Annotated in this window: 22 protein-coding genes; 16 read left to right on the forward strand and 6 right to left on the reverse strand. The window is 67.7% G+C overall.

The window, feature by feature from the left end:
- Positions 1-115: 115 nt before the first annotated feature.
- Together WIX41_RS13655 and gshB are read right to left on the reverse strand one after the other, a co-directional pair.
- Positions 116-1,003: an energy transducer TonB family protein gene (locus WIX41_RS13655; RefSeq protein WP_339448364.1), complete on the reverse strand. Its 888-nt coding sequence runs from the start codon at positions 1,001-1,003 to the stop codon at positions 116-118.
- Positions 1,000-1,950, reverse strand: a complete 951-nt coding sequence (gene gshB, locus WIX41_RS13660; protein WP_339448366.1) for a glutathione synthase — start codon at positions 1,948-1,950, stop codon at positions 1,000-1,002. The genes WIX41_RS13655 and gshB overlap by 4 nt, the downstream gene beginning before the upstream one ends.
- Positions 1,951-2,198: 248 nt before the next feature.
- Between gshB and pilG the strand changes: the two genes are divergently transcribed.
- From pilG to WIX41_RS13695, 7 genes are all read left to right on the forward strand, one after another.
- Positions 2,199-2,600, forward strand: coding sequence for a twitching motility response regulator PilG (pilG, locus tag WIX41_RS13665; RefSeq protein ID WP_339449486.1), 402 nt, complete (start codon positions 2,199-2,201; stop codon positions 2,598-2,600).
- 18 nt (positions 2,601-2,618) lie between these two features.
- Positions 2,619-2,987: a response regulator gene (locus WIX41_RS13670; RefSeq protein ID WP_339448368.1), complete on the forward strand. Its 369-nt coding sequence runs from the start codon at positions 2,619-2,621 to the stop codon at positions 2,985-2,987.
- Positions 2,987-3,517 carry a chemotaxis protein CheW gene (locus tag WIX41_RS13675; protein ID WP_339448370.1) on the forward strand — a complete coding sequence of 177 codons (531 nt, stop codon included), beginning with the start codon at positions 2,987-2,989 and terminating at the stop codon, positions 3,515-3,517. The genes WIX41_RS13670 and WIX41_RS13675 overlap by 1 nt, the downstream gene beginning before the upstream one ends.
- 43 nt (positions 3,518-3,560) lie before the next feature.
- Entirely contained in the window at positions 3,561-5,597 is a 2,037-nt protein-coding gene (locus tag WIX41_RS13680; RefSeq protein ID WP_339448372.1) for a methyl-accepting chemotaxis protein, read from the forward strand.
- A 94-nt stretch (positions 5,598-5,691) separates the two neighbouring features.
- Entirely contained in the window at positions 5,692-11,970 is a 6,279-nt protein-coding gene (locus WIX41_RS13685; RefSeq protein WP_339448374.1) for a hybrid sensor histidine kinase/response regulator, read from the forward strand.
- On the forward strand, positions 11,957-13,270 hold the full coding sequence (locus WIX41_RS13690; RefSeq protein ID WP_409187394.1) for a chemotaxis protein CheB: 1,314 nt from the start codon (positions 11,957-11,959) through the stop codon (positions 13,268-13,270). Before WIX41_RS13685 ends, WIX41_RS13690 begins: the two co-directional genes overlap by 14 nt.
- Before the next feature lie 33 nt (positions 13,271-13,303).
- On the forward strand, positions 13,304-13,774 hold the full coding sequence (locus WIX41_RS13695; protein ID WP_339448378.1) for a chemotaxis protein CheW: 471 nt from the start codon (positions 13,304-13,306) through the stop codon (positions 13,772-13,774).
- 45 nt (positions 13,775-13,819) lie between these two features.
- On the opposite strand, the gene WIX41_RS13700 is transcribed toward WIX41_RS13695, so the two are convergent.
- A complete protein-coding gene (locus WIX41_RS13700) occupies positions 13,820-14,554 on the reverse strand; it encodes a 16S rRNA (uracil(1498)-N(3))-methyltransferase (RefSeq protein WP_409187395.1) in 735 nt (244 codons plus the stop codon).
- Positions 14,545-15,936 (reverse strand): adenosylmethionine--8-amino-7-oxononanoate transaminase, encoded by a 1,392-nt coding sequence (gene bioA / locus WIX41_RS13705; RefSeq protein ID WP_339448383.1) that lies wholly within the window; start codon positions 15,934-15,936, stop codon positions 14,545-14,547. Before bioA ends, WIX41_RS13700 begins: the two co-directional genes overlap by 10 nt.
- A 62-nt stretch (positions 15,937-15,998) precedes the next feature.
- On the opposite strand from bioA, the gene nudE reads away from it, so the two are divergent.
- The 9 genes from nudE to WIX41_RS13750 all read left to right on the forward strand — a co-directional run bounded on the left by nudE (position 15,999) and on the right by WIX41_RS13750 (position 23,167).
- Complete coding sequence (nudE, locus tag WIX41_RS13710; RefSeq protein WP_339448384.1) at positions 15,999-16,547, forward strand: ADP compounds hydrolase NudE; 549 nt, start codon at positions 15,999-16,001, stop codon at positions 16,545-16,547.
- A complete protein-coding gene (cysQ, locus tag WIX41_RS13715) occupies positions 16,544-17,347 on the forward strand; it encodes a 3'(2'),5'-bisphosphate nucleotidase CysQ (protein ID WP_339448385.1) in 804 nt (267 codons plus the stop codon). The genes nudE and cysQ overlap by 4 nt, the downstream gene beginning before the upstream one ends.
- A gap of 11 nt (positions 17,348-17,358) precedes the next feature.
- Entirely contained in the window at positions 17,359-18,171 is an 813-nt protein-coding gene (gene mazG / locus WIX41_RS13720; protein WP_339448387.1) for a nucleoside triphosphate pyrophosphohydrolase, read from the forward strand.
- Positions 18,168-18,491: a YnfA family protein gene (locus WIX41_RS13725; protein ID WP_339448389.1), complete on the forward strand. Its 324-nt coding sequence runs from the start codon at positions 18,168-18,170 to the stop codon at positions 18,489-18,491. The genes mazG and WIX41_RS13725 overlap by 4 nt, the downstream gene beginning before the upstream one ends.
- A 59-nt stretch (positions 18,492-18,550) precedes the next feature.
- Complete coding sequence (locus tag WIX41_RS13730; RefSeq protein WP_339448391.1) at positions 18,551-19,513, forward strand: SPFH domain-containing protein; 963 nt, start codon at positions 18,551-18,553, stop codon at positions 19,511-19,513.
- A 1-nt stretch (position 19,514) separates the two neighbouring features.
- Positions 19,515-19,946 (forward strand): NfeD family protein, encoded by a 432-nt coding sequence (locus WIX41_RS13735; RefSeq protein ID WP_339448393.1) that lies wholly within the window; start codon positions 19,515-19,517, stop codon positions 19,944-19,946.
- Positions 19,947-20,126: 180 nt separating this feature from the next.
- Positions 20,127-21,239 carry a glycine cleavage system aminomethyltransferase GcvT gene (gene gcvT / locus WIX41_RS13740; RefSeq protein WP_339448395.1) on the forward strand — a complete coding sequence of 371 codons (1,113 nt, stop codon included), beginning with the start codon at positions 20,127-20,129 and terminating at the stop codon, positions 21,237-21,239.
- 65 nt (positions 21,240-21,304) lie between these two features.
- Entirely contained in the window at positions 21,305-21,700 is a 396-nt protein-coding gene (gcvH, locus tag WIX41_RS13745) for a glycine cleavage system protein GcvH (RefSeq protein WP_339448397.1), read from the forward strand.
- A 915-nt stretch (positions 21,701-22,615) separates the two neighbouring features.
- Positions 22,616-23,167, forward strand: coding sequence for a hypothetical protein (locus WIX41_RS13750; RefSeq protein ID WP_339448399.1), 552 nt, complete (start codon positions 22,616-22,618; stop codon positions 23,165-23,167).
- 542 nt (positions 23,168-23,709) lie between these two features.
- Here WIX41_RS13750 and WIX41_RS13755 read toward each other — a convergent pair.
- Both WIX41_RS13755 and WIX41_RS13760 read right to left on the reverse strand, forming a co-directional pair.
- Positions 23,710-25,107 (reverse strand): serine hydrolase domain-containing protein, encoded by a 1,398-nt coding sequence (locus WIX41_RS13755; protein ID WP_409187396.1) that lies wholly within the window; start codon positions 25,105-25,107, stop codon positions 23,710-23,712.
- A 142-nt stretch (positions 25,108-25,249) separates the two neighbouring features.
- Positions 25,250-26,842 carry a GMC family oxidoreductase gene (locus tag WIX41_RS13760; RefSeq protein WP_339448403.1) on the reverse strand — a complete coding sequence of 531 codons (1,593 nt, stop codon included), beginning with the start codon at positions 26,840-26,842 and terminating at the stop codon, positions 25,250-25,252.
- Between the last annotated feature and the right edge of the window lie 139 nt (positions 26,843-26,981).

A 26,981-nucleotide genomic window follows, 5' to 3' on the forward strand; every position in this document is an offset into this window, starting at 1 on the left:
CGCGAGAATCAGACGCCACGGTTTCGGACGCTTGGGCCGCGCTGCGCGCGGTGTCCGGCCAACGGCCGGGGCTACGAACCGTTACGGACCCATTGGGATCGGGATCAACCAATCATCACCGGTCATCCCGCAACTCGCCCCCCGGCAAAAACACCCACGTCCGGGTCACCTGCAGGATATCCACCCCATCTTCGGTCCTGGGCAGCGGCGGGAACGGCTGCGCCAGCCGGATCACCCGCAGCGCGGTTTCATCCAGCAACGGCGTACCGCTGCTGCGCAGGATACGGCTGCTTTCCACGCTGCCATCGCGGCGCACGCCGACGGTGATCACCACCTGGCCGCCCAGCCGGCGCTGGCGTGCCTCGTCGGGGTAATTGAGATTCCCCACGCGCTCGGCGCGGTCGACCCAGGCGCGCAGGTAACTGGCGTAGGCGTACTCGCGGGTGCTGGCCGACACGAACTTGCGGTTCGGGCGTTTGGCGTACTGCGCCGAACGCAGGTGAACTTCGGCGGCCAACCGGGCCATCTCGGCATCGCGCTGTTCGCGCGCGGTCAGCGCCGCGTCCGGCTGTGGGCGCTCGGGCAGCGGTTGCGGCTGGGCGTCGGCCACCTGGTCGAGGCTGTTGCGGCTGGTCACCACCCGCGCCTGCGGCGGCGGCGGGCGGGCCGCATCCTGGCGCTGCTGCGGCACCGGCGACAGCCCGGCCTGCGGCTGGGGCACGATCCCGGTCTGGTTGTCGCGTGGCCGCTGCGCCTTGTCGTGGTCGCCGCCGCCCTGCTGGTTGGCCTGGGCCAGGAAATCGGCCTGCTTGGGTGTCAGCGGGGTCTGGGTCTGGCTGAAGATCACGTCCAGGGTCGGTACCAGCGCAGCGTTATCGCTGACCGCAAAGCCCACGCCCAGGATCAACAGCGCATGCACCAGCGCCGACAACGCCAGCGTCGCGCCCAGGCGCTGCGATTCGCGGGCCTGCAACGGCACCACCGGAGCGACCACCGTGCTCATCGCGGCAGGCCGGCCTCGATCGCGTCGAACAGGGTGCCGGCGATGTTCAGGCCGAACTGCGCATCCAGTTCACGCACGCAGGTGGGACTGGTGACGTTGACCTCGGTCAGGTAGTCGCCGATCACGTCCAACCCGACAAAACGCATGCCGCGGCGCTTCATCTCCGGCCCGACCTGGGCGGCGATCCAGCGGTCGCGCTCGCTCAACGGGCGGCCTTCGCCGCGGCCGCCGGCGGCCAGGTTGCCGCGGAACTCGTCGCCCTGCGGAATCCGCGCCAGGCAGTAATCCACCGGCTCGCCGTCAACCAGCAGGATGCGCTTGTCGCCGGCGGTGATGTCGGGGATGAATTTCTGCGCCAGGGTCAGCCTGCGCTCGCCATCGGTCAGCGTTTCCAGGATCACGTTGAGGTTCGGATCGCCGGTTCCGCTGCGGAAGATCGAGCGCCCGCCCATGCCGTCCAGCGGCTTGAGCACGGCTTGGCCGTGTTCCAGCACGAAGGCCTTGAGGTCGGCGTGGCGGCGGCTGACCAGGGTCGGCGGGCAGCACTGCGGGAAGAGCAGGGCGGCCAGCTTCTCGTTGTAGTCGCGCAGGCCCTGCGGGTCGTTCACCACCAGCGCGCCGGCCTGCTGGGCCACGCCCAGTACCTGGGTGTCGTAGATGAATTCGGCATCCACCGGCGGATCCTTGCGCATCAGCACCACCTGGCCGGGGCCGAAGGGGGTCTGGCTGAATTCGCCCAACGTGAACCAGTCATGCTTGTCGTCGCGCACCTGCAGCGGCGCGGTACGGGCCACCGCCACGCCGTCACGCAGGGCCAGCCCGCCGGGGCTGACGTAGTGCAGGGCGTGGCCACGGCGCTGGGCTTCCAGCAGCATGGCGAAGGTGGTGTCCTTGGCGATCTTGATGTGGGCGATGGCATCCATCACCACGATGACGTTCAACGGCATGGTCGCAACCTGGCGGGCAGGCGCTGATGGTAGCGGCAATGCGGCTGCGCTGCCTGCCCCGGGGGGCGGAACGCAGCGTCCGGGAGTCTTCACGCTTTGCGCACTTCCGGCCGTGGCCGGTTGCCAGGGGGCGCATCGGGCTTGGCTTGGGAAGCACACTCTTGATGACGGCCGCGTGGTGGGATATAGATACGCTTTCGCAGCGGCGCCGGACCAAAGCAGAAGCGTCGCGCGCTCGGGGAAAGGTAATGACTGAAAACAAGGCGTCGGGTGGGGAACTCGATGGGCTCAGGGTGATGGTCATCGATGATTCGAAGACCATTCGCAGGACCGCTGAAACACTGCTCAAGCGCGAAGGCTGCGAAGTGGTGACCGCGAACGATGGTTTCGAGGCGTTGGCCAAGATCGCCGACCAACAGCCGCAGATCATCTTCGTGGACATCATGATGCCCCGTCTCGACGGCTATCAGACCTGCGCGCTGATCAAGAACAACCAGCTGTTCAAGTCCACGCCGGTCATCATGCTGTCCTCCAAGGACGGCCTGTTCGACAAGGCGCGCGGGCGCATCGTGGGCTCGGAGCAATACCTGACCAAGCCTTTCACGCGTGAAGAACTGCTGGGTGCCATCCGCACATACGTAAACGCCTGACCAGGGGGGAAAGGCACAATGGCTCGAATCGTTCTGATCGAGGATTCACCGACCGACCGGGCGGTGTTCATGCAATGGTTGACCAAGGCCGGGCACGAAGTGTTCGAGGCCGGCAACGCCGAGGACGGGCTCGCGCTGGTGCGCGACCTTGATCCGAAAGCGCAGCTGGTGCTGATGGACGTCGTGCTGCCGGGCATGAGCGGCTTCCAGGCCACCCGCGCGCTGGCCCGTGACCAGGCCACCAAGGGCATTCCGGTGATCATCGTCAGCACCAAGGCGATGGAAACCGACAAGGCCTGGGGGCTGCGCCAGGGGGCCAGCGACTACATCGTCAAGCCACCGCGCGAGGACGACCTGATCGCGCGGATCAACGAACTGGTGTCCTGATGCGTTCTCCCTTCGACATCCTTGAAGTCTACGAACGGCGCAGCCTGGCCCATGCGGTGCAGCTGCCCGAGCGGCAGTTCGCCCAGGACCTGTGGCGCGGCGTCGGCTACCGGGTGGGCAAGCGCCACCTGGTGTCGGACTTCCGCGAGGTGGTCGAAATCGTGCCGATGCCGCCGATCACCCCGGTGCCCGGCGCGCAGCCGTGGCTGCTGGGCGTGGGCAACCTGCGCGGCAACCTGTTCCCGGTGGTCGACCTGAAGTACTTCATGGAAGGCGAACGCACCGTCCAGCAGGAAGGCCAGCGGGTGCTGATCATGCGCCAGGCCGGTGGCGACGTTGCCCTGACCATCGATGAGCTGTTTGGCCAGCGCAGCTTCGAGCTGGACCAGGACACCGTAACCGGCGACCTGGCCAGCGGCCGCTACGCCCATTTCATCGACCGTGCCTTCCATGGCGACGGCCACGACTGGGGCGTGTTCTCGCTGTCGCTGTTGTCGCGTACCCCCGAATTCAGGCAGGCCGCGGCGTGATCGCTGCTGCCTGCCTCACTGTATTGAAGATCGAGGTTGAACGATGAGTACTTCTTCGGAAACCGCCAAGGCCGGCAAGCTGGGCACGGTAGGAACCAATTTCTGGCTGGGCCTGCTGGCCCTGTCGATGATCGTGTTCGGCGTCAACACCGGTGTGGCCACCTGGCAGGGCAGTCGCCTGGCCGGTGCCAGCACCGGCGCGGCCGATCTCCAGGTGCTGTCCCAGCAGTTGGCCAACCAGGGCCGTGAGGCGGTGTCGGGCAACGCCCAGGCATTCACCGCCTTCAAGGACACCAAGACCCGCATCGAAAGCACCGTGAGCAGCCTGCAGGGGCGCTACGGCAATGAAGCCAACGTGTCCGGCCCGCTCAACCAGCTGACCCAGACCTGGGAGCCGCTCGGCAAGAGCGCTGCCCAGCTGGTGGCCAGCGAACCGGCCGTGCTGGCCCTGGCCGGCAACGCCAACAACTTCGTCAACGGCGTGCCTGCGCTGCAGGCCCAGCTGAACGAAGTGGTGCGCGCCATGTCGGCCAGTGGCGCCCCGGCATCGCAGGTGTACAACGCACTGCAGCAGGTCGTGGTGGTGGGCTCGATGGCCCGCCGCGTGACGGAAATGCGTGCGGGCGGTGGCAACGCGGCCGCCGCCGGCGACGCGCTGGCCCGCGATTCGGTGGTGTTCACCCAGGTGCTGGACGCGCTGCGCAACGGCAACGAGGAACTGGGCATCGCCCCGGTCCGCAACGCCGCCGCGCTGGCGGCGCTGGAGCAGTCGCAGAAGCAGTGGGACACCATGAAGCAGGACGCCGATGCGATCCTGGCCAGCTCGCGCCAGCTGTTCTCGGCGCAGTCCTCGGCCGCGGCGCTGACCGGCGGCTCGACCAGGATGCTCGACGACAGCAAGAAGCTGTTCGAGGCCTTCTCCTCGTTCGGTTCGGTGCGTGATACCCGCCTGTTCCCGAATTTCTGGCTGGGCGTGATCTCCGGCGCGCTGTCGCTGATCGCCATCATCGGTTTCGTCAGCAGCACCGTGCGCAGCCGCTCGCGCGAACAGGAACTGCGCTACCAGACCCAGGTGGAATTCAACAGCCGCAACCAGCAGGCGATCATGCGGCTGCTGGACGAAATCAGCTCGCTGGGTGAAGGCGACCTGACGGTGAAGGCCTCGGTGACCGAGGACATGACCGGCGCCATCGCCGACGCAATCAACTACGCCGTGGACGAACTGCGCCACCTGGTGACCACCATCAATGACACGTCGGCCAAGGTCGCCGTGTCCACCCAGGAAACCCAGGCCACGGCCATGCAGCTGGCCGAAGCGGCCGGCCACCAGGCCAACCAGATCACCTCGGCCTCGGACCGCATCGGCGAAATCGCATCGAGCATCGAACAGGTGTCGCGCAACTCGGCCGAGTCGGCCGACGTGGCACAGCGTTCGGTGATCATCGCCGCCGAGGGTGCCGGCGTGGTGCGCGAAACCATCCAGGGCATGGACCAGATCCGCGACCAGATCCAGGAAACCTCCAAGCGCATCAAGCGCCTGGGCGAGTCGTCGCAGGAAATCGGCTCGATCGTGGAACTGATCAACGACATTTCCGAACAGACCAACATCCTGGCGTTGAATGCCGCGGTGCAGGCCGCGTCGGCCGGTGAAGCCGGTCGTGGTTTCGCGGTCGTGGCCGACGAAGTGCAGCGCCTGGCAGAACGCACCTCCGGTGCGACCCGGCGCATCGAAAACCTGGTCCAGGCCATTCAGGCCGATACCAACGAAGCGGTCAGCTCGATGGAACAGACCACCGCCGAAGTGGTGTCCGGTGCCCGCCTGGCTGAGGATGCCGGTACGGCACTGACCGAAATCGAGCGCGTGTCCAACGCGCTCAACAACCTCATCAAGAACATCTCGATCGCCGCCCAGCAGCAGTCGTCGGCCGCATCGGACATCACCCGCACCATGGGCGTGATCCGTCAGATTACCGGCCAGACCTCGCAGGGCGCGGGACAGACCGCCGAGTCGATCGGTCATTTGGCACAGTTGGCGGCCGACCTGCGCCGCTCGGTTGCCGACTTCAAGCTGCCGGCGTGAGCCGCGGGCAGGGCGGAGAGGGAAGGAATCAGCAGATGATGCATCGCGAGAACCCACAGCACGACACGCGCGCCCACCTGCCGGGAGACCTGGCATGAGCACGCTGCGCGATGCCATGAGCCACGCCGCCCTGGGCTGGGTGAAGCCGGAGCTGGACGAGACCCTGCGCCAGGTGCGCAACGAGCTCGAGTACTACGCCGAAGATCCTGCCGATGGCAGCCGCATGCGCTTCTGTGCAGGCTACCTGCACCAGGTGCAGGGCACCCTGCGCATGGTGGAGCTGTATGCCCCGGCGATGGTGGCCGAGGAGATGGAGCAGCTGGCCAATGCCATCGGGGCCGGGGAAGTGCCCGACCGCGACGAAGCCTGCGCCACCCTGATGCGCGGCAGCGTGCTGCTGCCCGACTACCTGGAACGCCTGCAGAACGGCCACCGTGATATTCCGATCGTGCTGCTGCCGCTGCTCAACGACATCCGTTCGGCGCGCGCTGCACCGGGCATCAATGAAAGCGTGCTGTTCGCGTTCGCGCCGGATAGTGCCAGCGCCACGGAGGCCGAGCTGGACCATGCGCGCGGCAGCCTGAGCGGACGCAACCGCGAGCTGCTCGACACCGTGGGCAACGCGGTGAAGGAAGAGCTGCTGCGCATCAAGGATGCGCTGGACCTGCACCTGCGTACCGGCGCCGAGCCGGCCCAGCTGCAGACCCAGGTCAACGAGCTGGGCGCGGTGGCCGACACGCTTGGCATGATGGGCCTGGGCGTGGCCCGTGGCGTGGTCGTGCAGCAGCGCGACGCGCTGCGCGGCGTGGTCGATGGCCAACAGCGGATCGACGAAACCCTGCTGCTGGATATCGCCGGGGCGCTGCTGTACGTGGACGCTTCGCTGGACGACCAGGTGGCCCACCTGGGCGCCGGCGGCAGTGGCGAAGACGACCCGAGCGCCGCCGAAGGCCGCCGTACCGTGGAAGTGCTTGCCCATGAGGCAATCGCCAACTTCTCGGCCGCGCGCGAACATTTCGTTGCGTTCATTGAAACCAACTGGAACCATGAGCAGCTGCACGAAGTGCCGCGCCTGCTGGGTGAGGTTGCCGGCGCATTGCGCATGCTCGATCTGGCCACCCCGGCCGATTATCTGCAGGGCGTGCGCCAGTACATTGCGGTCGAGCTGATCGGCCGCCAGCGGGTGCCCAGCGGCCGCCAGCTGGACACCCTGGCCGATGCCATGGCCAGCCTGGAGTACTACCTGGAAGCCCTGCGCGAACGCCGCCAGGGTCGCGACGACATTCTCGACATCACCCGTACCAGCCTGGAAACGCTGCGCTACTGGCCGCTGCCGGATGAGAACGCCGCACCGGTCGATGCCAGCGCCGAAGCGTTGCCGGTTGCGCCGGAACACGTGGAGCTGACCGGGTGGGATGCGCCTGTCGTGGCGCCGGTGGAAACGGCAGTGACGCCGGCTGCGCCGGCACCGGGCAATGTGCCGCCGCCGCTGCCCGATTTCACTTTCGAGCCGCTGCCTGATGTGGCTGCCGCAGCACCGGCCCCGCCGGTCGCCAAGCCTGCGCCGACGCTGGTGTTCGAGGCCTCCACCGCCCCGGTCGCCACCGATGCGCCGCAATGGACGCTGCACAGCGAACCTGCGCGCAATGACGCCGCGCCGACGCTCGCCAGTTTCGATCGGGTGTTCGCCGAGAACGTCGATGTTGACCCGTCGTGGGGCACCGCAGCGACCGATGTCGCGCCGATCGCACTGGATGGCGTGGACGGCCCGGATGCCGTTACGCCCGATGCCGTATCCCCGATCGCCACCGGGTTCGATCCGGTCGCCGCCGAACACGACGCGCTGGAACTGAGTGACGAGCCGATCGAATTCACCTTCGATGAGCCGCTGCACAACGCAGGCGACGTGCTGTCGCTGCAGGTCGATGACACGCCTGCCACGCACGACAACGCGCTGGATGTGCAGGCGCTGCCCGCGTTCCTGCAGGAGCAGTTCGACCCGGCGCCCGTGGCGCAGGACGTCGAGGAAATCGTGGCCGAAGATGCGCCGGTTGAAGAGACCGCCGCATTGACTGGGGACTTCGTCGCGCCCGCTGCGCCCAGCAATGTGGGTGGCGTGCACGAAGCGGTCATCAGCAAGATCGAACTGGATGACGAATCCGCGCGTTTCCTGGCCGAGCTGGATGCCGCTGCCGCGCAGTTCTCCACGGCGCCGGTCGTCGCCTCGCCGGCCGTGGTGGATGCCCCGGTTGGCGTGGACGCTGGCGTTGCCGGGCAGGAGACCATCGCAGCCGGCTTCGAGGATGATGGTGAGAACATCGACCAGGATATCCGCGAAGTCTTCATCGAAGAATTTGATGAGGAACTGGTCAATCTGGGCAACCTGCTGCCGATCTGGCGCATGGCGCCAGACAACATGGACCGCCTGCGTCCGATCCGCCGCGTGTTCCACACCCTGAAGGGCAGTGGACGCCTGGTGGGCGCGCGCACGCTGGGCGAGTTCAGCTGGAAGATCGAAGGCATGCTCAACCGCGTGCTGGACGGCAGCCGTCCGGCGTCGCCGGCGGTGGTGGCCATGGTCACCCAGGCCCATGAAGTGCTGCCGCAGCTCAACGCTGCGCTGCGCGACGGCAGCCGCGTGAGCGCGGACCTGCAGGCCATGCAGGGCATCGCAGACCGCGTTGCCGCAGGCGAGGAAACCTTCCACGTTCCGCTGCAGCGGCCGACCCCGGCCAGCGCGCCGGTGGAAACGGTCGAGGCGCAGGAAACGCTGGAAGCGGCGGGTACCCCGGCCAACATCGACGAGGTGCTGCGCGAGATACTGGAGGCCGAAGTCGAGGCTCACCACGCCACGCTGCAGGCCTGGCTGGAAACGGCGCAGGCGGCGCCGCAACCGGTCACCGATACCCTGCTGCGCGCGGTGCACACCATGAATGGTGCGTTCGCGATGACCGATGTGCCGGAAATCACCGCAGTTACCGGTGGCGCTGAGAGTTTCATCAAGCGCTCGCTGGCGGCCGATGCCGTGCCCGGTACCGAAGGCGTCGAGGCGCTGGCGGCGGCGGCTGCCGCGATCCGCGCCACCATGGTCGCGCTGCAGGCCGAAGCGCCACGCATTCCGTCGCAGGCCGCGCTTGCCGAACGCCTTCAGGCCCTGGCCGAGACCCTGCCCGAAGCCCGTTGGCCGGCACTGGTGGCCGACGATGGCATCGACCTTGAGGTTGATGACGCCGACGACCTTGATGCCGACAACGATGCCCAGGCCGATGCGTCGCAGGACGCGCACGATGTCACCGCCCACGAGCTGGCTGCGTTCTCCGCACAGTTCGATGAACGCAATGGCGTTGCCATTGCCGACGAGGGCACCAGCGCCGACCTGCAGCAGGCCACTGTCGAGGCCGACGCGCTGTCGGTGGTCGAGACCGTCGCGGATGCATGGGTGGTCGACGAACTGACCGCCAGTGACGACCTGTCGGCCTACTTCGATGCTGAGCTGGTGACGCCGTTCGCAGCGGCCAGCGCACCGATCGAAACCGCCACGCCGGAACCATCCGTATCCATCGCCGTCGAGCACGGCCTGGAAACGGTGGAACTGACCGGTGCCGACGATCTGTCGCGCTTCTACGAACACACGCTGCCGGGCACGGCCGATGACGCTGCCGTGTACCGCCTGGACAGCGTCGATGAGAGCGACGAAGCCGCCGCGCTTGAGGAGGTCATTCCCTCGATTCCCGCGTTCGGCGAAACCGTGGAACTGCAGCAGGCGCTGGACGATGGCCTGACCATTGTCGATGGTCCCGATGCGTCGACCGAAGACGCACCGGTGCTCGGCCTGGATGCCACCCACCAGGCGCTGGACGAGACCGACGCCTTCGCAGAGAACGATGCCGAACTGCCCGAAACCGAGGTGGATGTCCCGCTGGCACCGCTGTTCGAGCTTGAGCGGGCTCCGCTCGCCACCGCCGTTGCGGTACAGGATGAGACCGCCGAAGAGGAGCTGGACGATGCCGGTCTGCTGGACTTCAGCATCCTGGACCGCGAGCTGGTTGACATCTTCGTCGAGGAAGGCAAGGACCTGCTCGACCATTGCGATGGCCTGATCAGCGAACTGCGCGCCGCACCACAGGACCGCGAAGCGATCGCCGGCCTGCAGCGCGACCTGCACACCCTCAAGGGTGGTGCGCGCATGGCCGGCATCAACGCCATCGGCGACCTGGGTCACGGCATCGAATCGCTGCTGGAGGCGGTGGCGGCCAACCGCACCGACATCGACCGCAGCGACGTCCACCTGCTGGAACGTGGCTTCGACCGCCTGCACCAGATGCTGACCCGCACCGGTCGTCATCGCGACGTGGCGATGCCCGACGATCTGATCGCTGCATTCGAACAGCGCACCCTTGGTCGCGCCGACGTCGAGGAAGCGCCCGGTGCGGGCGACACGCAGGTCGACGCCCCGGTTGCCTCCGCGCCCGTCGAGGTGGATGCCGCCGTGGCCACCGCGCCGCTGTCGGCACCGGTACCGGTGGAAGCGGCCAACGACGAAGAGACGCTGGCCCGTCCGCAGCAGGAACAGGTGCGCGTGCGCGCCGACCTGCTCGACCGCCTGGTCAACCACGCCGGTGAAGTGGCGATCTACCGCTCGCGCCTGGAACAGCAGCTTGGTGCCTTCCGCGGCGCCATGGGCGAACTGGACCGCACCAACGCGCGTCTGCGCGACCAGCTGCGCCGCCTGGACATGGAAACCGAAGCGCAGATCGTGGCGCGTTACCAGCGCGAGCAGGAACAGGTCGACCATACGTTCGATCCGCTGGAACTGGACCGCTTCTCCACGCTGCAGCAGCTCAGCCGTGCGCTGAACGAGTCTGCGGCCGACCTTGGCGGCCTGCAGGGCGTGCTGGACGACCTGTCGCGCCAGTACGACGTGCTGCTGCAGCAGCAGTCGCGCGTCAGCTCGGAGCTGCAGGATGGCCTGATGCGCGCGCGCATGGTGCCGTTCGACGGCCTGGTGCCGCGCCTGCGCCGCGTGGTGCGCCAAGCGGGCCAGGACACCGGCAAGCAGGTCCACGTCACCCTGGAAGGAACCCACGGCGAACTGGACCGCAATGTGCTCGACCGCATGGTCGCGCCGCTGGAACATATGCTGCGCAACTCGGTTGCCCATGGCCTGGAGACCCCGGACCAGCGTCGCGCGGCCGGCAAGCCGGAAGAGGGCGAGATCGCCATCCGCCTGCGCCGCGAAGGTTCGGAAATCGTGCTGGAAGTGGCCGATGACGGCGCCGGGCTGAACCGCGAGGCGATCCGTCGGCGCGCCGAACAGCGCGGCCTGGTCGAGGCCGGTGCCGTGCTCGGCGATGCCGAACTGGACGCGATGATCTTCGCAGCCGGCTTCAGCACCGCCGACCAGGTCAGCCAGCTGGCGGGCCGCGGCGTGGGCATGGACGTGGTGCACAACGAAGTGCGCCAGCTGGGCGGTTCGGTGGACATCCACTCGGTGCCGGGCAAGGGCGTCACCTTTACCCTGCGCCTGCCGCAGACGCTGGCGGTCACCCAGGCGGTGTTCGTGCAGATCGGCGACACCACCTTTGCGGTGCCGGTCGCTTCGGTCAGCGGCATCGGCCGGATCTCGCGCGAGCGCTTCGAATCGGCCAGCGGCGGTTACCACTACGGCGGCGAAGAATTCGTGCTGCACGACCTGGGCACGCTGGTCGGCCAGGGCCAGGCCCGTGCCGAAGGGCAGGCCCAGGTGCCGCTGCTGCTGGTTCGTGCCGGTGAACTGCGCGCTGCCGTGGCGATCGACCAGGTGCTGGGCAACCGCGAAATCGTGGTCAAGCCGGTCGGCCTGCAGATTGCGTCGGTGCCGGGCATCTACGGTGCCACCATCACCGGCGATGGCCGCGTAGTGGTGATCCTGGACGTCGCGCCACTGGTGCGCCGTTACCAGGCCAACCCGCTCAAGCCGATCGCACCGGCCGCGCAGGCCAGCGACCGCCAGGCGCCGTTGGTCATGGTGGTGGACGATTCGCTGACCATGCGCAAGGTCACCGGCCGCATCCTGGAGCGCCACAACTTCGAAGTGGCCGTCGCCCGCGACGGTATCGAAGCGCTGGAGCGCCTGGAGGAGCGGGTGCCCGACCTGATGCTGCTGGATATTGAAATGCCGCGCATGGATGGCTATGAACTGGCCACTGCCATGCGCGCCGATCCACGCTACAAGGGCGTACCGATCGTGATGATCACCTCACGCAGCGGCGACAAGCACCGTCAACGCGCCTTCGAAATCGGTGTCCAGCGTTACCTGGGCAAGCCGTACCAGGAGCTGGACCTGATGCGAAACGTGTATGACCTGCTGGGGATCGCCCGTGCCCGTGAATGACCTGAACCCGCTGCCGCTGGTGGCGCTGCTGGCACGGGTCGGCCCGGCGCGTGAGCGCCTGCGCGAAGCGCTGGTCCAGGCCGGCGCGACCGTAGTGCTGGAAGAAGACCCCAACCGCGTGGACCTGGAAACCCTGGGGGGCGTGGACGCCGGTGCAGTGCTGATCGCGCTGGAGCCGGCCATCGAGGAAGCGCTGGAACGCCTCGACCCGGTGCTGGCCTCGCCGTCATTGACGGTGATCTTCGACGAAGCCGAGCTGGCAGCGCGCCGCGAAGGCTGGGAAGCCCAGCGCTGGGCCCGTCACCTGGTGGCCAAGCTGCACGGGCATCAGGACGTGCTGCCGCCGGGCGCGGAACAGGATGGCCTGTTGCAGCCCGAACCGGGCCTGCCGGTCACGCCTGCCGAACTGCATGCCGATGCGCCACTGGAATTCCACGTGCGCGAGGCCTTCGACGCTGCCGGCGATGTGCCCACGGATGGCTTGTACCCGCGTCCGGAAGGCTACAGCGAGCCGATGTCGCTGGAAGAAGCGCTGGCCGCCATGCAGGCACCGGTGGCCGCGCCACCGGCCAGCATGCCGCCGCCGGTACCCGCGGCGGCGCCGGCCGCGCCGCTGGGCGACCATAGCAGCTGGTCGCTGGTGGATGAAGGCAGCGAGGTGCAGGCTGTCGTGCACGCCACGCCCGTCAGCGCACCGGCCGCACCGGACGAATTCGCCATCGACCGGCTTTCGCTGGTCGCGCTGGAACCCGAAGCCGACCCCAGCGGCGCCGCGCCCGGCGCGGTGCTGGTGCTGGCCGGTATCGGTGGCCCCGACGCGCTGCGCCGCCTGCTGGCCGCGCTGCCGGCCGGTCTGGCGGTGCCGATCCTGGTCTACATGCGCCTGGACGGCGGCCGTTACGGCAACCTGGTCAAGCAGATGGCGCGCGTGTCGGCGCTGCCGGTAGTGCTGGCCGAATCCGACCAGCCGGTACTGGCGGGCAATGCCTACATCCTGCCCGATGACGTGGGCGTGGCCGTCCACAACCGTGGCCTGCACTTCACCGCCGACGCCAAGGGCATCCAGGTGGCCGCATTGCCGCCGGCACACAGCGCCGTGGTGATGCTCAGCGGCAGCGATGTCGCGCTGCTGGATGAGGTGCTGTCGCTGGCCGTCGCCGGTGCCTGGGTGGCTGGCCAGACCGGTGAAGGCTGCTACGACCCGATCGCCGCCAACGCGGTGGTTGCCGCCGGCATGGCCGCCGGCGAACCGCCGCAGCTGGCCGCCGCCATCGCCGAACGCTGGGGTGTGAGCGAGTAATCGCCGCACCGTATCACTTTCAGGAAGCAGACCATGAGCTACGCCAGCAACGACGAAATCCGCGGGGTACTGATCCAGGCCGGGCACGAACGTGTGCTGCTGCCCAATGCGACGGTGGCTGAAATGATGTCCAAGGTGACGGTCACCCCGGTTGAGCATGCGCCGGCGTGGCTGGTCGGGCAGATTTTGTGGCGGAACTGGGACGTACCGCTGATGTCGTTCGCACGCCTGTCCGGGCTGGGCGAAGAAGCGGTAGTGAGCAACAACAAAGTGGTGGTGCTCAAAGCGCTGGGCGGCAACGCCAAACGCCCGTACTTCGCGCTGTTGACCCAGACCTTCCCTCAGCTGATTGCCGTGCCGCGCGACGGCCTGCTGGCCGACGCATCGGAAGAAACCCTGCCGCAGGGCGTGCACATGCGCGTGCTGCTGGGCGAGCAGAGCGCGTTGTTGCCGGATCTGGATGCGCTGGAAGCGGCGTTGGACGAGGCATTGCCCGTCGCGTAATCCCGCGCCGTAGAGCCACGCCCTGCGTGGCTGCGCGGTGCCGGATTACCCCATATCACCCAACCGCGCCTGCAATGCTGCAATAGCGGCCAGCCCGGCCGTTTCGGTGCGCAGAATGCGCGGTCCCAGCTGCAATCCCTGGAAGCCTGCCGCAGCCAGCGCCTGCCGATCGCGCGGCGACCAGCCCCCCTCCGGGCCGATCGCGATCACCACGCCACCGGGCGCGGCGCCCAGCGTCGACAGCCGATGCCCGCCCAACGGGTCCAGGGTCAACTTCAACGCACCGGCCGGCATTGCCAGCGCCGCCTCCTGCACGCCCTGCGGCGCCGCCACGGTCGGCACCGTCGCCCGCCCCGACTGCCCACAGGCCGACACCACCACGCTGCGCCAATGCGCCAGGCGCTTCTCCGCCCGCGCCGCGTCCAGCTTCACCTCGGTGCGCTCGGCGTTGACCGGCACGATCGCCTGCACGCCCAGCTCGGTGGCCTTCTGCAGGATCAGGTCCATCTTCTCGCCGCGCGCGATGCCCTGCAGCAGGGTGATCGACAGCCCCGACTCGTTCTCCAGCGGCTGTGCGCCCTCGATCCGAACGTGCGCATCGCGCTTGCCCGATTCCACCAGCGTGGCGGCGTAGTCGTGGCCGTCGCCATTGAACAGCACGCAGCTTTCCCCCTCGCGCAGCCGCATCACCCGCACCAGGTGGTTGGCCACCTCTTCGGGCAGGGACAGGGTCTGGCCGACGGCCAGCGGGGCATCAACGTAAGAACGGGTCATGCGCATGCAACAGCGTCCTCGATCGCGGCCAGGGTGGTCTGGGCCAGCAGGTCCAGGTGTTCGTCCTCCACGCAATAGGGAGGCATCCAGTACAGCACGTTGCCCAGCGGGCGCAGCACCACGCCGCGCCGCAACGCGGCGTTGTAGGCGCGCAGCCCGACCCGCGCTTCGGCGGGGAAGGGCGTGCGCTTGTCGCCGTTGCGGGTCAGTTCGAAGGCCACCACCATGCCGGCCTGGCGCACATCGGCCACATGGGTGTGGTCGGTGAAGGGTGCGGCCAGGGTGCGCATGACCTCGGCGGTGCTGCGGTTGCGGGCGATCACGTCCTCGCTGGCGAAGATATCCAGCGTTGCCAATGCGGCGGCGCAGGCCAGCGGGTTGCCGGTGTAGCTGTGCGAATGCAGGAAGGCGCGCTCGCGGCTGTCGTCCAGGAAGGCGTCGTACAGCGCCTGAGTGGCCAGCACCGCCGCCAGCGGCAGGAAGCCGCCGGTCAGGCCCTTGGACAGGCACAGCAGGTCGGGCATCACCCCGGCCTGTTCGCAGGCGAACAGGGTGCCGGTGCGGCCAAAGCCGGTGGCGATCTCATCGGCGATCAGGAACGCGCCGTTGGCATCGCACAGTTCGCGCGCCCGCTTGAGATAGACCGGGTCGTGCATGCGCATGCCGCCCGCACACTGCAGGCGCGGTTCCAGGATCACCGCGCAGATCTGCCCGGGGTGCTGGTCGAACAGATCGGCCAGGCGGTCCGCCGCCTCATGGGCGCGCTGCGCGGCGCTCTGCCCGGGTTCGGCCAGGTAGGCGTCCGGCGAGGGCGCGAACAGCGCCTCGGTCAGCAGCGGGGCATACACGCGGCGGTACAACGGAATGTCGCCGACCGACAGCGCGCCCAGGGTTTCGCCGTGATAGCCGTTCTCCAGGGCCACGAAGCGGGTGCGGCGCGCCTCGCCGCGGTTGTGGAAGTAGTGGAACGCCATCTTCAGCGCCACCTCGACCCCGGCCGAGCCGTTGTCGGCGTAGAACACTTTGGACAGCGGCGCGCGCCCGGCCTGGCGCGGGGCAATCGCCAGCAGCCGTTCAGCCAGTTCCACCGCTGGTTCATGGCTGAAGCCGGCCAGCATCACCTGTTCCAGCTGCGTGGCCTGGCGGGCAATGGCCGCGCCGATGCGGGGTTCGGCGTGGCCGAACAGGTTGGTCCACCAGCTGCTCACCGCGTCCAGGTAGCGGTGGCCGTTGTGGTCGACCAGCCACGGGCCTTCACCGCGCGCAATCGGCACCAGCGGCAGGGTGTCGGGGTGCTCGCGCATCTGCGTGCACGGGTGCCACACCACGGCCAGGTCGCGTTGCCGCCACCGGTCGGCCAACGTAAAGGGGGCTGGGTCTGCTAGCATTTCGAGCTCATGGACACGTTTTCACCTGCCTCCATTCTATCGATCTCCAAGAGCCAGTTCGCATGACCCGTCCGCTGCCCACCATCCACCAGATCACGGACGAGGAAAGTGGCCCATTCCAGCGCCAGCATCTGGACCTGGAGTTCTCCAACGGCGAACGCCGCCGTTTCGAGCGACTGGTCAGCCGTGGGCATGGGGCGGTAGTGGTGGTGCCGATGCTGGATGAGGAGACCGTGCTGCTGGTGCGTGAATACGCTGCCGGCGTGCACCGTTATGAACTGGGCCTGGTCAAAGGCCGCATCGACGCGGGCGAAACCCCGGCGCAGGCCGCCGACCGCGAACTGAAGGAAGAAGCCGGGTACGGCGCGCGCCGCCTGGATGTGCTGCGCGCCATGACCCTGGCCCCAACCTACATGAGCCATCTGTCGCACCTGGTGGTGGCGCGCGACCTGTACCCCGAGCGGCTGGTCGGCGATGAACCCGAAGAGCTGGAAGTGGTGCCCTGGAAAATCGCCGAGCTCGACCAGCTGATGCTGCGCGAGGACTTTTCCGAAGGGCGTTCGCTGGCCGCGTTGTTCATCGCCCGGCAGTGGCTGGAACGCGGGGAATGATCAAACTCACCACCGATCTGCGCGAAACGGTCATCGCCATTGCCCAGGACGCCGCCGCTGCCATCATGGCGGTGTACGCGACCCCGTTCGATGTCGAGATCAAGTCCGACCGCAGTCCGGTGACCGCCGCCGACCTGGCGGCCAACCAGGTGATCCTGCGCGGGCTGGGCCAGCTGGCCCCGGACCTGCCGATCCTGTCCGAGGAATCGGCGCTGGTACCGTGGGAAGTCCGCCGCCACTGGGGCGCATACTGGCTGGTGGACCCGCTCGACGGCACCCGCGAATTCGTCAAGCGCAACGACGAGTTCAGCGTCAACATCGCCCTGATCCATCAAGGCGCACCGGCCTTCGGCGTGGTGCTGGCGCCGGTCAGTGGCGTGGCCTGGCACGCCATGCGCGGCGAGCTGGCCTACCGCCGCGACGGCATGCACGATTCGGTGCTGCGCACGCGTACCCCGGCGCTGCCGCCGCTGCAGGTGGCTGCCAGCCGCTCGCACCGCAGCCCGGAGACCCAGGCGCTGCTTGACCGCATGGGCGAGATCGAGGTGGTCGCGCAGGGCTCGTCGCTGAAATTCTGCCGGCTCGCCGAAGGCTCGCTGGACGTGTACCCGCGGCTGGGCCCAACCGCCGAATGGGATACCGCCGCCGGCCAGTGCGTGCTGCACGCTGCCGGCGGTGCGGTGCTGTCGGTCGACACCGGCAAGCCGTTCCGCTACAACCGCCGCGAAACGCTGTTGAACGGCGACTTCATCGCGCTGGGCGATACCCGCCTGCCGTGGCGCACCTGGATTCCCGCCTGACCGGAGCACCGATGTCCGCACCCGCCGAACTGGAACGCCTGCTGGGCATCATGGCGCGTCTGCGCGACCCGCTTCAGGGCTGCCCCTGGGACCTGCAGCAGGATTTCGCCAGCATCGCCCCGTACACCATCGAAGAAGCCTATGAGGTCGCCGATGCGATCGACCGCGGCGACCTGGACGACCTCTGCGATGAACTGGGCGACCTGCTGTTGCAGGTGGTGTTCCACGCGCAGATGGCCAGTGAACAGGGCGCCTTCGGCTTCGCCGATGTCGCCCGCGCGATCAGCGACAAGATGCAGCGCCGCCACCCCCATGTCTTTGCGCAGGTGCAGGTGGATGGCGCTGAAGACGTCAACACCAACTGGGAAGCGATCAAGCGCGCCGAGCGTGCCGCCAAGGGCGATGCCGACCGCTCCGTGCTGGCCGGCATCTCGCGCGGCCTGCCCGAATGGCAGCGGGCGGTAAAGCTGCAGGCGCGCGCGGCCCGCGTGGGCTTCGACTGGCCTGGCCCAGCGCCGGTGCTGGACAAGGTGCGTGAGGAACTGGACGAGGTGGCCGCCGAATTCGCACGCGGCCCGGTGCAGGACAACCAGGCGCGGCTGACCGAGGAGCTGGGCGACCTGCTGTTCGTCTGCGCCAACCTGGCCCGGCACGCCAAGGTGGATGTCGGTGCCGCACTTCGCCATGCCAATCACAAGTTCGAGCGGCGCTTCCGCACCATGGAAGCGCAGGCTGCGGCCCACGGCCAGGCGATGGTCGATCTGGACCTGCAGGCGCAGGAGCAACTGTGGGAACACGCCAAGGCCACCGAAGCCAAACCGTGAAAACATTCCTGTTGTTTGCATTGACTGCCGTGGCTGAGATTGTCGGCTGTTACCTGCCGTGGCTGTGGCTGCGCCGGGATGGCAGCGCCTGGCTGCTGTTGCCGGCCGCCGCCAGCCTGGCCCTGTTCGCGTGGCTGCTGACCCTGCACCCGGCCGCCAGCGGCCGGGTCTATGCCGCCTACGGTGGGGTCTACATCGGCACCGCGCTGGCGTGGTTGTGGGTGGTGGACGGCATTCGCCCCGGCCGCTGGGACTTGCTCGGGGTCGGGCTGTGCCTGGCCGGCATGGCGGTGATCATGTTCGCCCCGCGCGCGGGGTAACCGGGCCCCGGGTGGGAACAGCGGTATATTCGGTGTTACCCCATGGAAAGGAGTTTCCGATGTTTCCGACCGTGCTGTTCTCGTTGATTCTGGGCTTCGTGGCCGTGGTGATCCTGTTCAAGGCCGTGCGGATGGTGCCGCAGGGCTATGAATGGACGGTGGAGCGCTTCGGCCGCTACACCCACACCATGTCGCCGGGCCTGCATTTCCTGATCCCCATCGTGTACGGGGTCGGCCGCAAGGTGAACATGATGGAGCAGGTGCTGGACGTGCCCAGCCAGGAAGTGATCACCAAGGACAACGCCGCCGTGCGCGTGGACGGGGTGGTGTTCTTCCAGGTGCTCGATGCCTCCAAGGCCGCCTATGAGGTCGCCAACCTGGAAGTGGCGATGATCGCGCTGGTGCAGACCAATATCCGTACCGTGATCGGCTCGATGGACCTGGACGAATCGCTGAGCCAGCGCGAGGTGATCAACGCGCAGCTGCTCAACGTGGTGGACCAGGCCACCAACCCATGGGGGATGAAGGTCAACCGGATCGAGATCCGCGACATCCAGCCGCCGCGCGACCTGCTCGATGCGATGGCGCGGCAGATGAAGGCCGAACGCGAGAAGCGCGCGCAGATCCTGGAAGCCGAGGGGTCGCGCCAGTCCGAGATCCTCCGTGCAGAAGGCGAAAAGCAGGCCGCGGTGCTCGAGGCCGAGGGGCGCAAGGAAGCCGCGTTCCGCGACGCCGAGGCGCGCGAGCGCCTGGCCGAGGCCGAAGCCAAGGCGACCGCCATGGTGTCCGACGCGATCGCCAAGGGCGATGTGCAGGCCATCAACTACTTCATCGCCCAGAAGTACGTGGAAGCGTTCAAGGAACTGGCGACCTCGCCGAACCAGAAGCTGGTGCTGATGCCGATGGAAGCCAGTGGTGTGATCGGCTCCATTGCCGGCGTGGCCGAACTGGCGCGTGAGGCATTTGCCAAGCAGGAAGAGAAGAAGACCACCCGCGCGGTGCCGCCGCGCATCGGAGGCTGAGATGCGTTGGGAAGTGGTGGGGTGGGGCGCGCTGGCGCTGGTGCTGTTCGCTGCCGAGGCACTCGCGCCGGGCGCCTTCATGCTGTGGATCGGGATCGGCGCGGCTGCCGTGTTCGTGCTGGTGGCGGTGTTCGCCGACATCCCCCTGCTGTGGCAGGTGGTGGCGTTCGCGCTGCTCAGCGTGGTTTCGATCCAGTGCTACCGGCAGTGGGGGCGCAAGCGTGCGCGGGAAACCGATGCACCGCTGTTGAACCGCCGGGCCGAGCAGCTCATCGGGCGGGTGGTGGCGCTCGACCAGCCGATCGTGGCTGGCATCGGCCGCGCCAAGGTCGATGACGCATTCTGGGTGGTTGCCGGCCCCGATCTTCCGGCTGGCACGCCGGTGCGCGTGGTGGCCGTGGATGGCATGACGCTGAAAGTGCAGCAGGTCTGACGGCGCAGCCACGCAGGGCGTGGCGGATTGCCGCCGTAGAGCCACGCCCTGCGTGGCTGCGCCATGTCCGATACCAGGTCGCGCACCGCCGGGTCGCGCGCATGGCGCACCGCCGCAGGCGTTGCACGGGCGGTTCTGGGATAATGAACCCCTGCTTTTTTCATCCCCCGGACCGTGGTCATGACCCAGAAGACGCTACTCAACGATACCCACCGCGCGCTTGGCGCCAAGATGGTCGATTTCGGCGGTTGGGACATGCCCATCCACTACGGGTCGCAGCTGGACGAGCACCACCTGGTCCGCGCCGACGCCGGCATGTTCGATGTGAGCCACATGACCGTGGTCGACCTGCGCGGGGCGCAGGTGCGACCGTTCCTGCGCCGCCTGCTGGCCAACTCGGTGGACAAGCTGAAGGTGCCGGGCAAGGCACTGTACTCGTGCATGCTCAACGCGCAGGGCGGTGTGATCGACGACCTGATCGTCTACTACCTGGCCGATGACTTCTTCCGCATGGTGGTCAACGCCTCCACCCGCGAGAAGGACCTGGCCTGGATCCGTGAACAGGCCGCCGCCTTCGACGTGCAGGTCACCGAACGTGAAGAGCTGGCGATCATTGCCGTGCAGGGCCCGACCGCGCGCGAGCGCGTCGCCGGCCTGGTCGCCGAGGGTGACCGCGCCGCGCTGCAGACGCTGGGTCGCTTCGCCGCTGTGGAGGTGACCGCCGCCAGTGGCGCGCCGCTGTTCGTGGCCCGCACCGGCTACACCGGCGAAGACGGCTTCGAGATCCTGGTTGCCCAGGACCAGGTCATCGCCTTCTGGAATGCGCTGGCCACTGCCGGCGTGCGCCCTGCCGGCCTGGGCGCGCGCGACACGCTGCGCCTGGAAGCGGGCATGAACCTGTACGGCCAGGACATGGACGAAGCGATCAGCCCGTTCGAGGCCGCGCTGGCCTGGACGGTGGCGCTGGACGAAGGCCGCGACTTCATCGGCCGCGCCGTGCTGGAAGCGCAGAAGGCGGCTGGCGACGCGCGGCAGATGATCGGCCTGGTGATGGACGAGAAGGGCGTGCTGCGCCACGGCCAGGCGGTGACCACCGCCAGCGGTACCGGCGAGATCCTGTCGGGCACCTTCTCGCCGACGCTGGGCAAGGGCATTGCGTTCGCGCGCGTGCCGGCCGGCGAGTTGGGCCAGGTGCACGTGGACATCCGCGGCAAGCAGGTGCCGGTACGCGTGGTGAAGTTCCCGTTCGTGCGCGAAGGCCAGGCCCAGCCCGGCGTCCTGGTCGAAGGCTGACCACCGGTTGTTGTTTTACACTACCCCCGTTTTTTGACCCCCCTGAATTTCTTCGGAGCAGTCCCATGAGCGAGATCCCCGGCGACCTCAAATTCCTCAAGTCCCACGAGTGGGCGCGCGTTGAAGGCGACGGCCGCGTCACCATCGGCATTTCCGACCACGCCCAGGGCCTGCTTGGCGACCTGGTCTATGTCGAGCTGCCCGAAGTCGGTGCAGAGGCCAAGGCCGGCGCGCAGATCGCGGTGGTCGAGTCGGTCAAGGCCGCCTCGGACGTGTACAGCCCGGTCTCCGGCACGGTGGTCGAGGTCAACGAGGCGCTGGACGGCAAGCCGGAAACCATCAACGAAGACGCCTATGGCGAAGGCTGGATCTGCGTGATCGAGCTGTCCAACAAGGACGACTTGAACGAACTGCTGGGTCCGGACGCCTACGCCGAAGTGCTGGAAGACGACGATCACTGATCCTCGCCTGCCTGGAAAGACGGCCGCCCTGTGCGGCCGTTTTTTTTTGCCTGCGCGCGGCAGCGTCCGGTCATGGATGTCCAATGCGTTATCCGTGCGTGATGGATGGCCCGGCGTGGACGCGTTCGAACCGTCTCTGTCGTGCTCATGCGGGACGGTGCCGGCATGCCGACGCACAGGTCATGAGCACGCGTCGAGGGTCGCATCGATGCACGTCGACCACCCATCGGACGGGTCATCGATGCACGTAACCGGCATGAACCTGCCGCCGACCGCCGCCCAAAAGTTTGCGCAGTTCTGCAAATCCGGACGTAAAAAGCGTTCGCGGATGTGAAAAGTTTTTGCCTCCGTTTTGTCCCCGTGTGGGAAGGCGTTGCGACGTCGCCGCCACATGCCCGCGGCGGCGGCAACGAAACGTCCGCGTCTGTAGCGCTTGATGCGAAAGTGCTTCTTTTAAGTGTTTTTCTTTCAACGCATCGTCGCTTGAGCGGATGCGCGTACGCGGACAACGACCGTCGAAGGGGTGTTGCCGACCGCCTGTGGAGGGTCTTGGCGAGGCGCGCGGAAGGGCGGCCATGTGAAATTTTTTCGCGGGGGTTGTTGACAGTGAAAAAAAGCGTGATTAGGTTTCGCCCAGCAGACCTTGCCTGCCAAACGAGTGAGCCGAATCGACATCCAGTCGCGAAGCACAACCAGAACATCCGCCGCGCGTCCCAAGACGGTGGAGTCGGCTTCGCTTCCTCCGGTGAAATGCAAGAGCACCCCGCATTCGATACCTGCCTGGCATCCTGTGGCAGGTATCCCCGTATCCGTCACGACGCGCTCGACGCGACGGCGGTCCCCGCACAGCAGTAATGGCGGGTTTGCTTTACCTGGGCGTTTCAACTCCATAGATCACTGACGAGGAGCCATCCCATGGCAACCAAGAAAGCTGCGAAGAAAAAGCCGGCCGCCAAAAAGGCCGTAAAGAAGGTCGCCAAGAAGGCGGCTGCCAAGAAGACCGTGAAGAAGGTAGCCAAGAAGGCGGCTGCCAAGAAGACGGTAAAGAAGGCAGCCAAGAAGGCGACTGCCCGCAAGGCAGTGAAGAAGACGGCAAAGAAGGCGGTCCGCAAGGTCGCCAAGAAGGCCGCCGCCAAGAAGACCGCCAAGAAGGCAGTGAAGAAGACGGCGAAGAAGGCAGTCCGCAAGGTTGCCAAGAAGGCCGCCGCCAAGAAGACCGCGAAGAAGGCCGTCCGCAAGGTAGCCAAGAAGGCGGCTGCCAAGAAGACTGCCAAGAAGACCGCCAAAAAGGCTGTCCGCAAGGTAGCCAGGAAGGCCACCGCCAAGAAGGCCACCGCGCGCAAGCCGGCCGCCAGGAAGGCCTCGGCCAAGAAGGCAGTGAAGAAGGTCGCCAAGCGCAAGCCGGCGGTCCGCAAGAAGAAGGCAGCACCGGTCGCCCTGCCGGCAACCCCGGCACCGCTGATCTGATCCATTCCCGATAGCCGTACTGAAACCCCTTCCCGGCAGCCCAGCGGGAGGGGTTTTTTTTTGCAAGCAAAAAAAAAGCCCCTCCCGCTGGGCGAGGGATCAACGAACGTTGATCCCGACGGTAGCGCCGGCCGTTGGCCGGCCCAGGCGGTGTTGGAAGCCGGCCAGCGGCCGGCACTACGAAAAAGGGCGACCTGTAGGCCGCTTTTTTACCCTGAAAAAAGCCCCTCCCGCTGGGCGAGGGATCAACGAACGTTGATCCCGACGGTAGCGCCGGCCGTTGGCCGGCCCAGGCGGTGTTGGAAGCCGGCCAGCGGCCGGCACTACGAAAAAGGGCGACCTATAGGCCGCTTTTTTACCCTGAAAAAAGCCCCTCCCGCTGGGCGAGGGATCAACGAACGTTGATCCCGACGGTAGCGCCGGCCGTTGGCCGGCCCAGGCGGTCTCGCCGAAGGTCAGAGTTCGTCAGAGCTGGCAGAACGTGTCAGCACCGCCTGGGCCGGCCAACGGCCGGCGCTACCGAGGCGACGCACCTCACCGGATTACCTGGGCGACGCCACCGCCCGATCCGACGACACGCCCTTGCGCTTGCCCGGTGCCGGCGTGCTGTCTTCGGTCATCAGGTTGTCGCTGCCGAAGTCGGTATCCACATCCAGCCAGCGCTGCGCGGGCAGGCCGATGGCCGCGTCCAGCACGGTCGGCAGCAGGCCGCTGGGCAGGCTGCTTTCGCCGTTCCACATGATCGCGATGCCCAGGTCGCGTTCGGGCACCAGCGCCACCAGGCCGCGGTAGCCCTGCACGGCGCCCGCGTGGAAAATCACTTCATGCCCGGCGTAATCGAAGTTGCGCCAGCCCAGCGCGTAGCCGGCCGAATGCAGGCGTTCGCGGCGCCAGCCCGAACGCATTTCACCGGGGGTGTTGATCAGGGTGGAATGCAACGTGGCCAGCAGTGGCGCCGGCAGCACGTCGGGGCGGTGGCCGGTGTGGGCCAGCAGCCACTGCGCCATGTCGCTGGCACTGGCGTTGACGCCCGCAGCCGGGGCCAGGCGGTAGTAGGTCGGCTTCGGGCTCAGCGATACCCAGCCATTGCGGCTGCGCACGTGCGGGCGCGCCCAGCGCGAGCTGGCCTGGATACCGGCCAGGCCCAGGCTGGCATCGTCCATGCCCAGCGGCTTGAACAGGCGGCGCTCCACCGACTGCTCGTAGAAGCTGCCCGACGCGGCGTACACCACGTCCCCGATCAGGCTGAAGGCCACGTTCTGGTAGGCATAGCAGTCGCCCGGCTGGCACTTGAGCGAGGTCGAGGCCAGCTTGTGGGTGAGCGTGTAGTACTCGGCGTTGGCCTCCACATCACGGTCGTAGGCGTTGTACGGCAGGCCCACGCGGTGGCTGAGCAGATCGGCCACGGTCAACCGGTCGGTTGCTTCGGGGCTGTTGAGCTGGAAGCCGGGCACGTAGTCGGTGACCTTGCTGTCCCAGCGCAGCGTGCCGTCGTTGACCAGCAGCCCGGCCATGGTGCCGGCGAATGCCTTGGACAGCGACGCCAGGCGGAACACGGTATGCGCATCGACCATCTGCGGGTTGTTGACGTCGGTAACGCCGTAGCCGCGCGCGCTGAGCACGCGGCCGCCCTGCACGATGGCGATGGCCATGCCGGGCACGCGCTCGCCGTAGGTGAGCTGCTGGGCCATGGATTCGATGTTGGCCACGTTGAACCCGGCGGCCGGCGGCAGCACCGTCGGGTTGGTCGTGGTGGCCCGGTACGCCGCAGGCTGCGTGTGCGGAATGGCGGACGCAGCGCTGTTCTCGATGTTGACGGGGAACGCGGCCGGTGTCGCACTGGGCGTCTGCGCGGTGGACGACATGGCGATGGGCATGAGCATGCCCAGCAACCCGGTTGCCGCCGAACGGATCGGTCGGCGCCTGCTGTTCTGTTTCATCGTTTTGGGCCCGTGCGCGACTGCTGGGACTGATTCTAGCGCTGCTTTTCGTGATTGCACAAACGAAGCGAAGATGAATGCGTATCGCATTGAAAAGGCCCGGTTTTTGCATTGAATGGGAGGGGCGTCGTCGACGCCCCGTTCAGGTAGCGTTGACGCTTGCCCCCAGCCAGCGCGCGGCGCGCTCGGCGATCATCAGGGTAGGGGCGTTGGTGTTGCCACTGACCAGGCCCGGCATCACCGAAGCGTCCACTACGCGCAGGCCCCGCACGCCCTGCACGCGCAACTGGGGGTCGACCACGGCGTCGGCATGCTGGCCCATCGCGCAGGTACCCACCGGGTGGTAGATGGTCTCGGCCTTGGCGCGGATGAAGGCCTCCAGCGCGGCGTCATCGAGATCCTCGCGCGCCGGGAAGATCGGCGCGCCGCGCCAGCGGTCGAAGGCCGGCTGGCCCAGGATCTGCTGCGACATGCGTACACAGGCTTTCATCATGGCCAGGTCGTGGCCATCGGCATCGCCCAGGTAGTTGGCCTCGATCCGGGGTGCCGAGGTCGGGTCGGCATCGCGCAGCAGAATGCGCCCGCGGCTGCGCGGGTGCAGTGCGCAGGCGTGCAGGGTGTAGCCGTCGCCGGGCAGGCGGTGGCGGCCATGGTCGTCCAGCATGGCCGGCACGAAGTGGAACTGCACGTCGGCACCGGCACCGTGCGCCAGCGGCGAGCGGGCGAAGCCGCCGGACTCGGCGATGTTGCTGGTGCCGGCGCCACGGCGGCCACGGAGAAAGTAGTCGAAGGCGATGCGCGCCTGGTTGCTGCGGTCGTAGCTGACACCGGGGTGGGTGTGCACCAGCGTGCAGATATCCAGGTGGTCCTGCAGGTTGCCGCCGACGCCGGGCAGGTCGACCCGGGTGCTGATGCCGTGCGCGCGCAGGTGCCGGTGCGGGCCGATGCCGGACAGCATCAGCAGGTGGGGCGAATGGATCGCGCCGGCACTGAGGATCACTTCGCCGGCCGCCTGCGCGTGCCGGTGTGCGCCGTGGTGGCGAAAGTACACGCCATTGGCGGTGTCGCCCTGGAAGCTCAGGGCGCGCGCGCTGGCGCCGGTCAGCACGGTCAGGTTGCGTCGGCCGCGCGCGGGGCGCAGGTAGGCGGTGGCGCTGGAGCAGCGCACGCCGTCGCGCTGGGTGACCTGGTACAGGCCGACGCCGAGCTGGTGTTCGCCGTTGAAGTCGTCGTTGCGTGCGTGCCCGGCCTGCGTGGCGGCCTCCAGGAAGGCATCGGACAGCGGGTTGTGGTGGCGCAGGTCGGCCACCGACAGCGGCCCGGCATTGCCGTGCCAGGCGCTGGCGCCACGGCTGTTGGCTTCGCTGTGCAGGAACCAGGGCAATACGTGCGACCACTCCCAGCCGGTGGCCCCGGCCGCAGCCCAGTGGTCGTAGTCGGCCGGCACGCCGCGCACGTAGCACATCGCATTGATGGCGCTGGAGCCGCCGAGCACCTTGCCGCGCGGCCACCACAGCCGGCGCCCGTCCAGGGCCGCCTGCGGCTCGGTGTACAGGTTCCAGTTGATGCGGCGGTTGTTGACCAGCCGCGCCAACCCGGCCGGCATGTGGATGAAGGGGTTGCGGTCGCGCGGGCCGGCTTCCAGCAGCAGCACGCGGCAGTGCGGGTCGGCGCTTAGCCGGTTGGCCAGCACGCAGCCGGCCGAGCCGGCACCAACGATGATGTAGTCGTACATGTCCGTTCCCCAACGGTGATGTCACGAGCATAAGGCAGCGGGCCGCGCGCCGCTGCCTTGCGCGGGCGCGCCGACCACTGGCGATGTTGCGGTGCATCGTTTACCTTTCGCGCTTTGCCGCCCGGAATCCCCCACGATG

Origin of the sequence: Stenotrophomonas sp. AB1(2024) (assembly GCF_037482345.1) — a bacterium.
Taxonomy (GTDB): domain Bacteria; phylum Pseudomonadota; class Gammaproteobacteria; order Xanthomonadales; family Xanthomonadaceae; genus Stenotrophomonas.

Excerpts from the sequence above, each read along its gene's own strand:
- WIX41_RS13655 (WP_339448364.1), bottom strand. The coding sequence starts at position 1,003 with ATGAGCACGGTGGTCGCTCCGGTGGTGCCGTTGCAGGCCCGCGAATCG.
- gshB (WP_339448366.1), bottom strand. The coding sequence starts at position 1,950 with ATGCCGTTGAACGTCATCGTGGTGATGGATGCCATCGCCCACATCAAG.
- pilG (WP_339449486.1), top strand. The coding sequence starts at position 2,199 with ATGACTGAAAACAAGGCGTCGGGTGGGGAACTCGATGGGCTCAGGGTG.
- WIX41_RS13670 (WP_339448368.1), top strand. The coding sequence starts at position 2,619 with ATGGCTCGAATCGTTCTGATCGAGGATTCACCGACCGACCGGGCGGTG.
- WIX41_RS13675 (WP_339448370.1), top strand. The coding sequence starts at position 2,987 with ATGCGTTCTCCCTTCGACATCCTTGAAGTCTACGAACGGCGCAGCCTG.
- WIX41_RS13680 (WP_339448372.1), top strand. The coding sequence starts at position 3,561 with ATGAGTACTTCTTCGGAAACCGCCAAGGCCGGCAAGCTGGGCACGGTA.
- WIX41_RS13685 (WP_339448374.1), top strand. The coding sequence starts at position 5,692 with ATGAGCACGCTGCGCGATGCCATGAGCCACGCCGCCCTGGGCTGGGTG.
- WIX41_RS13695 (WP_339448378.1), top strand. The coding sequence starts at position 13,304 with ATGAGCTACGCCAGCAACGACGAAATCCGCGGGGTACTGATCCAGGCC.
- WIX41_RS13700 (WP_409187395.1), bottom strand. The coding sequence starts at position 14,554 with ATGCGCATGACCCGTTCTTACGTTGATGCCCCGCTGGCCGTCGGCCAG.
- bioA (WP_339448383.1), bottom strand. The coding sequence starts at position 15,936 with ATGCTAGCAGACCCAGCCCCCTTTACGTTGGCCGACCGGTGGCGGCAA.
- nudE (WP_339448384.1), top strand. The coding sequence starts at position 15,999 with ATGACCCGTCCGCTGCCCACCATCCACCAGATCACGGACGAGGAAAGT.
- cysQ (WP_339448385.1), top strand. The coding sequence starts at position 16,544 with ATGATCAAACTCACCACCGATCTGCGCGAAACGGTCATCGCCATTGCC.
- mazG (WP_339448387.1), top strand. The coding sequence starts at position 17,359 with ATGTCCGCACCCGCCGAACTGGAACGCCTGCTGGGCATCATGGCGCGT.
- WIX41_RS13730 (WP_339448391.1), top strand. The coding sequence starts at position 18,551 with ATGTTTCCGACCGTGCTGTTCTCGTTGATTCTGGGCTTCGTGGCCGTG.
- WIX41_RS13735 (WP_339448393.1), top strand. The coding sequence starts at position 19,515 with ATGCGTTGGGAAGTGGTGGGGTGGGGCGCGCTGGCGCTGGTGCTGTTC.
- gcvT (WP_339448395.1), top strand. The coding sequence starts at position 20,127 with ATGACCCAGAAGACGCTACTCAACGATACCCACCGCGCGCTTGGCGCC.
- gcvH (WP_339448397.1), top strand. The coding sequence starts at position 21,305 with ATGAGCGAGATCCCCGGCGACCTCAAATTCCTCAAGTCCCACGAGTGG.
- WIX41_RS13750 (WP_339448399.1), top strand. The coding sequence starts at position 22,616 with ATGGCAACCAAGAAAGCTGCGAAGAAAAAGCCGGCCGCCAAAAAGGCC.
- WIX41_RS13755 (WP_409187396.1), bottom strand. The coding sequence starts at position 25,107 with ATGAAACAGAACAGCAGGCGCCGACCGATCCGTTCGGCGGCAACCGGG.
- WIX41_RS13760 (WP_339448403.1), bottom strand. The coding sequence starts at position 26,842 with ATGTACGACTACATCATCGTTGGTGCCGGCTCGGCCGGCTGCGTGCTG.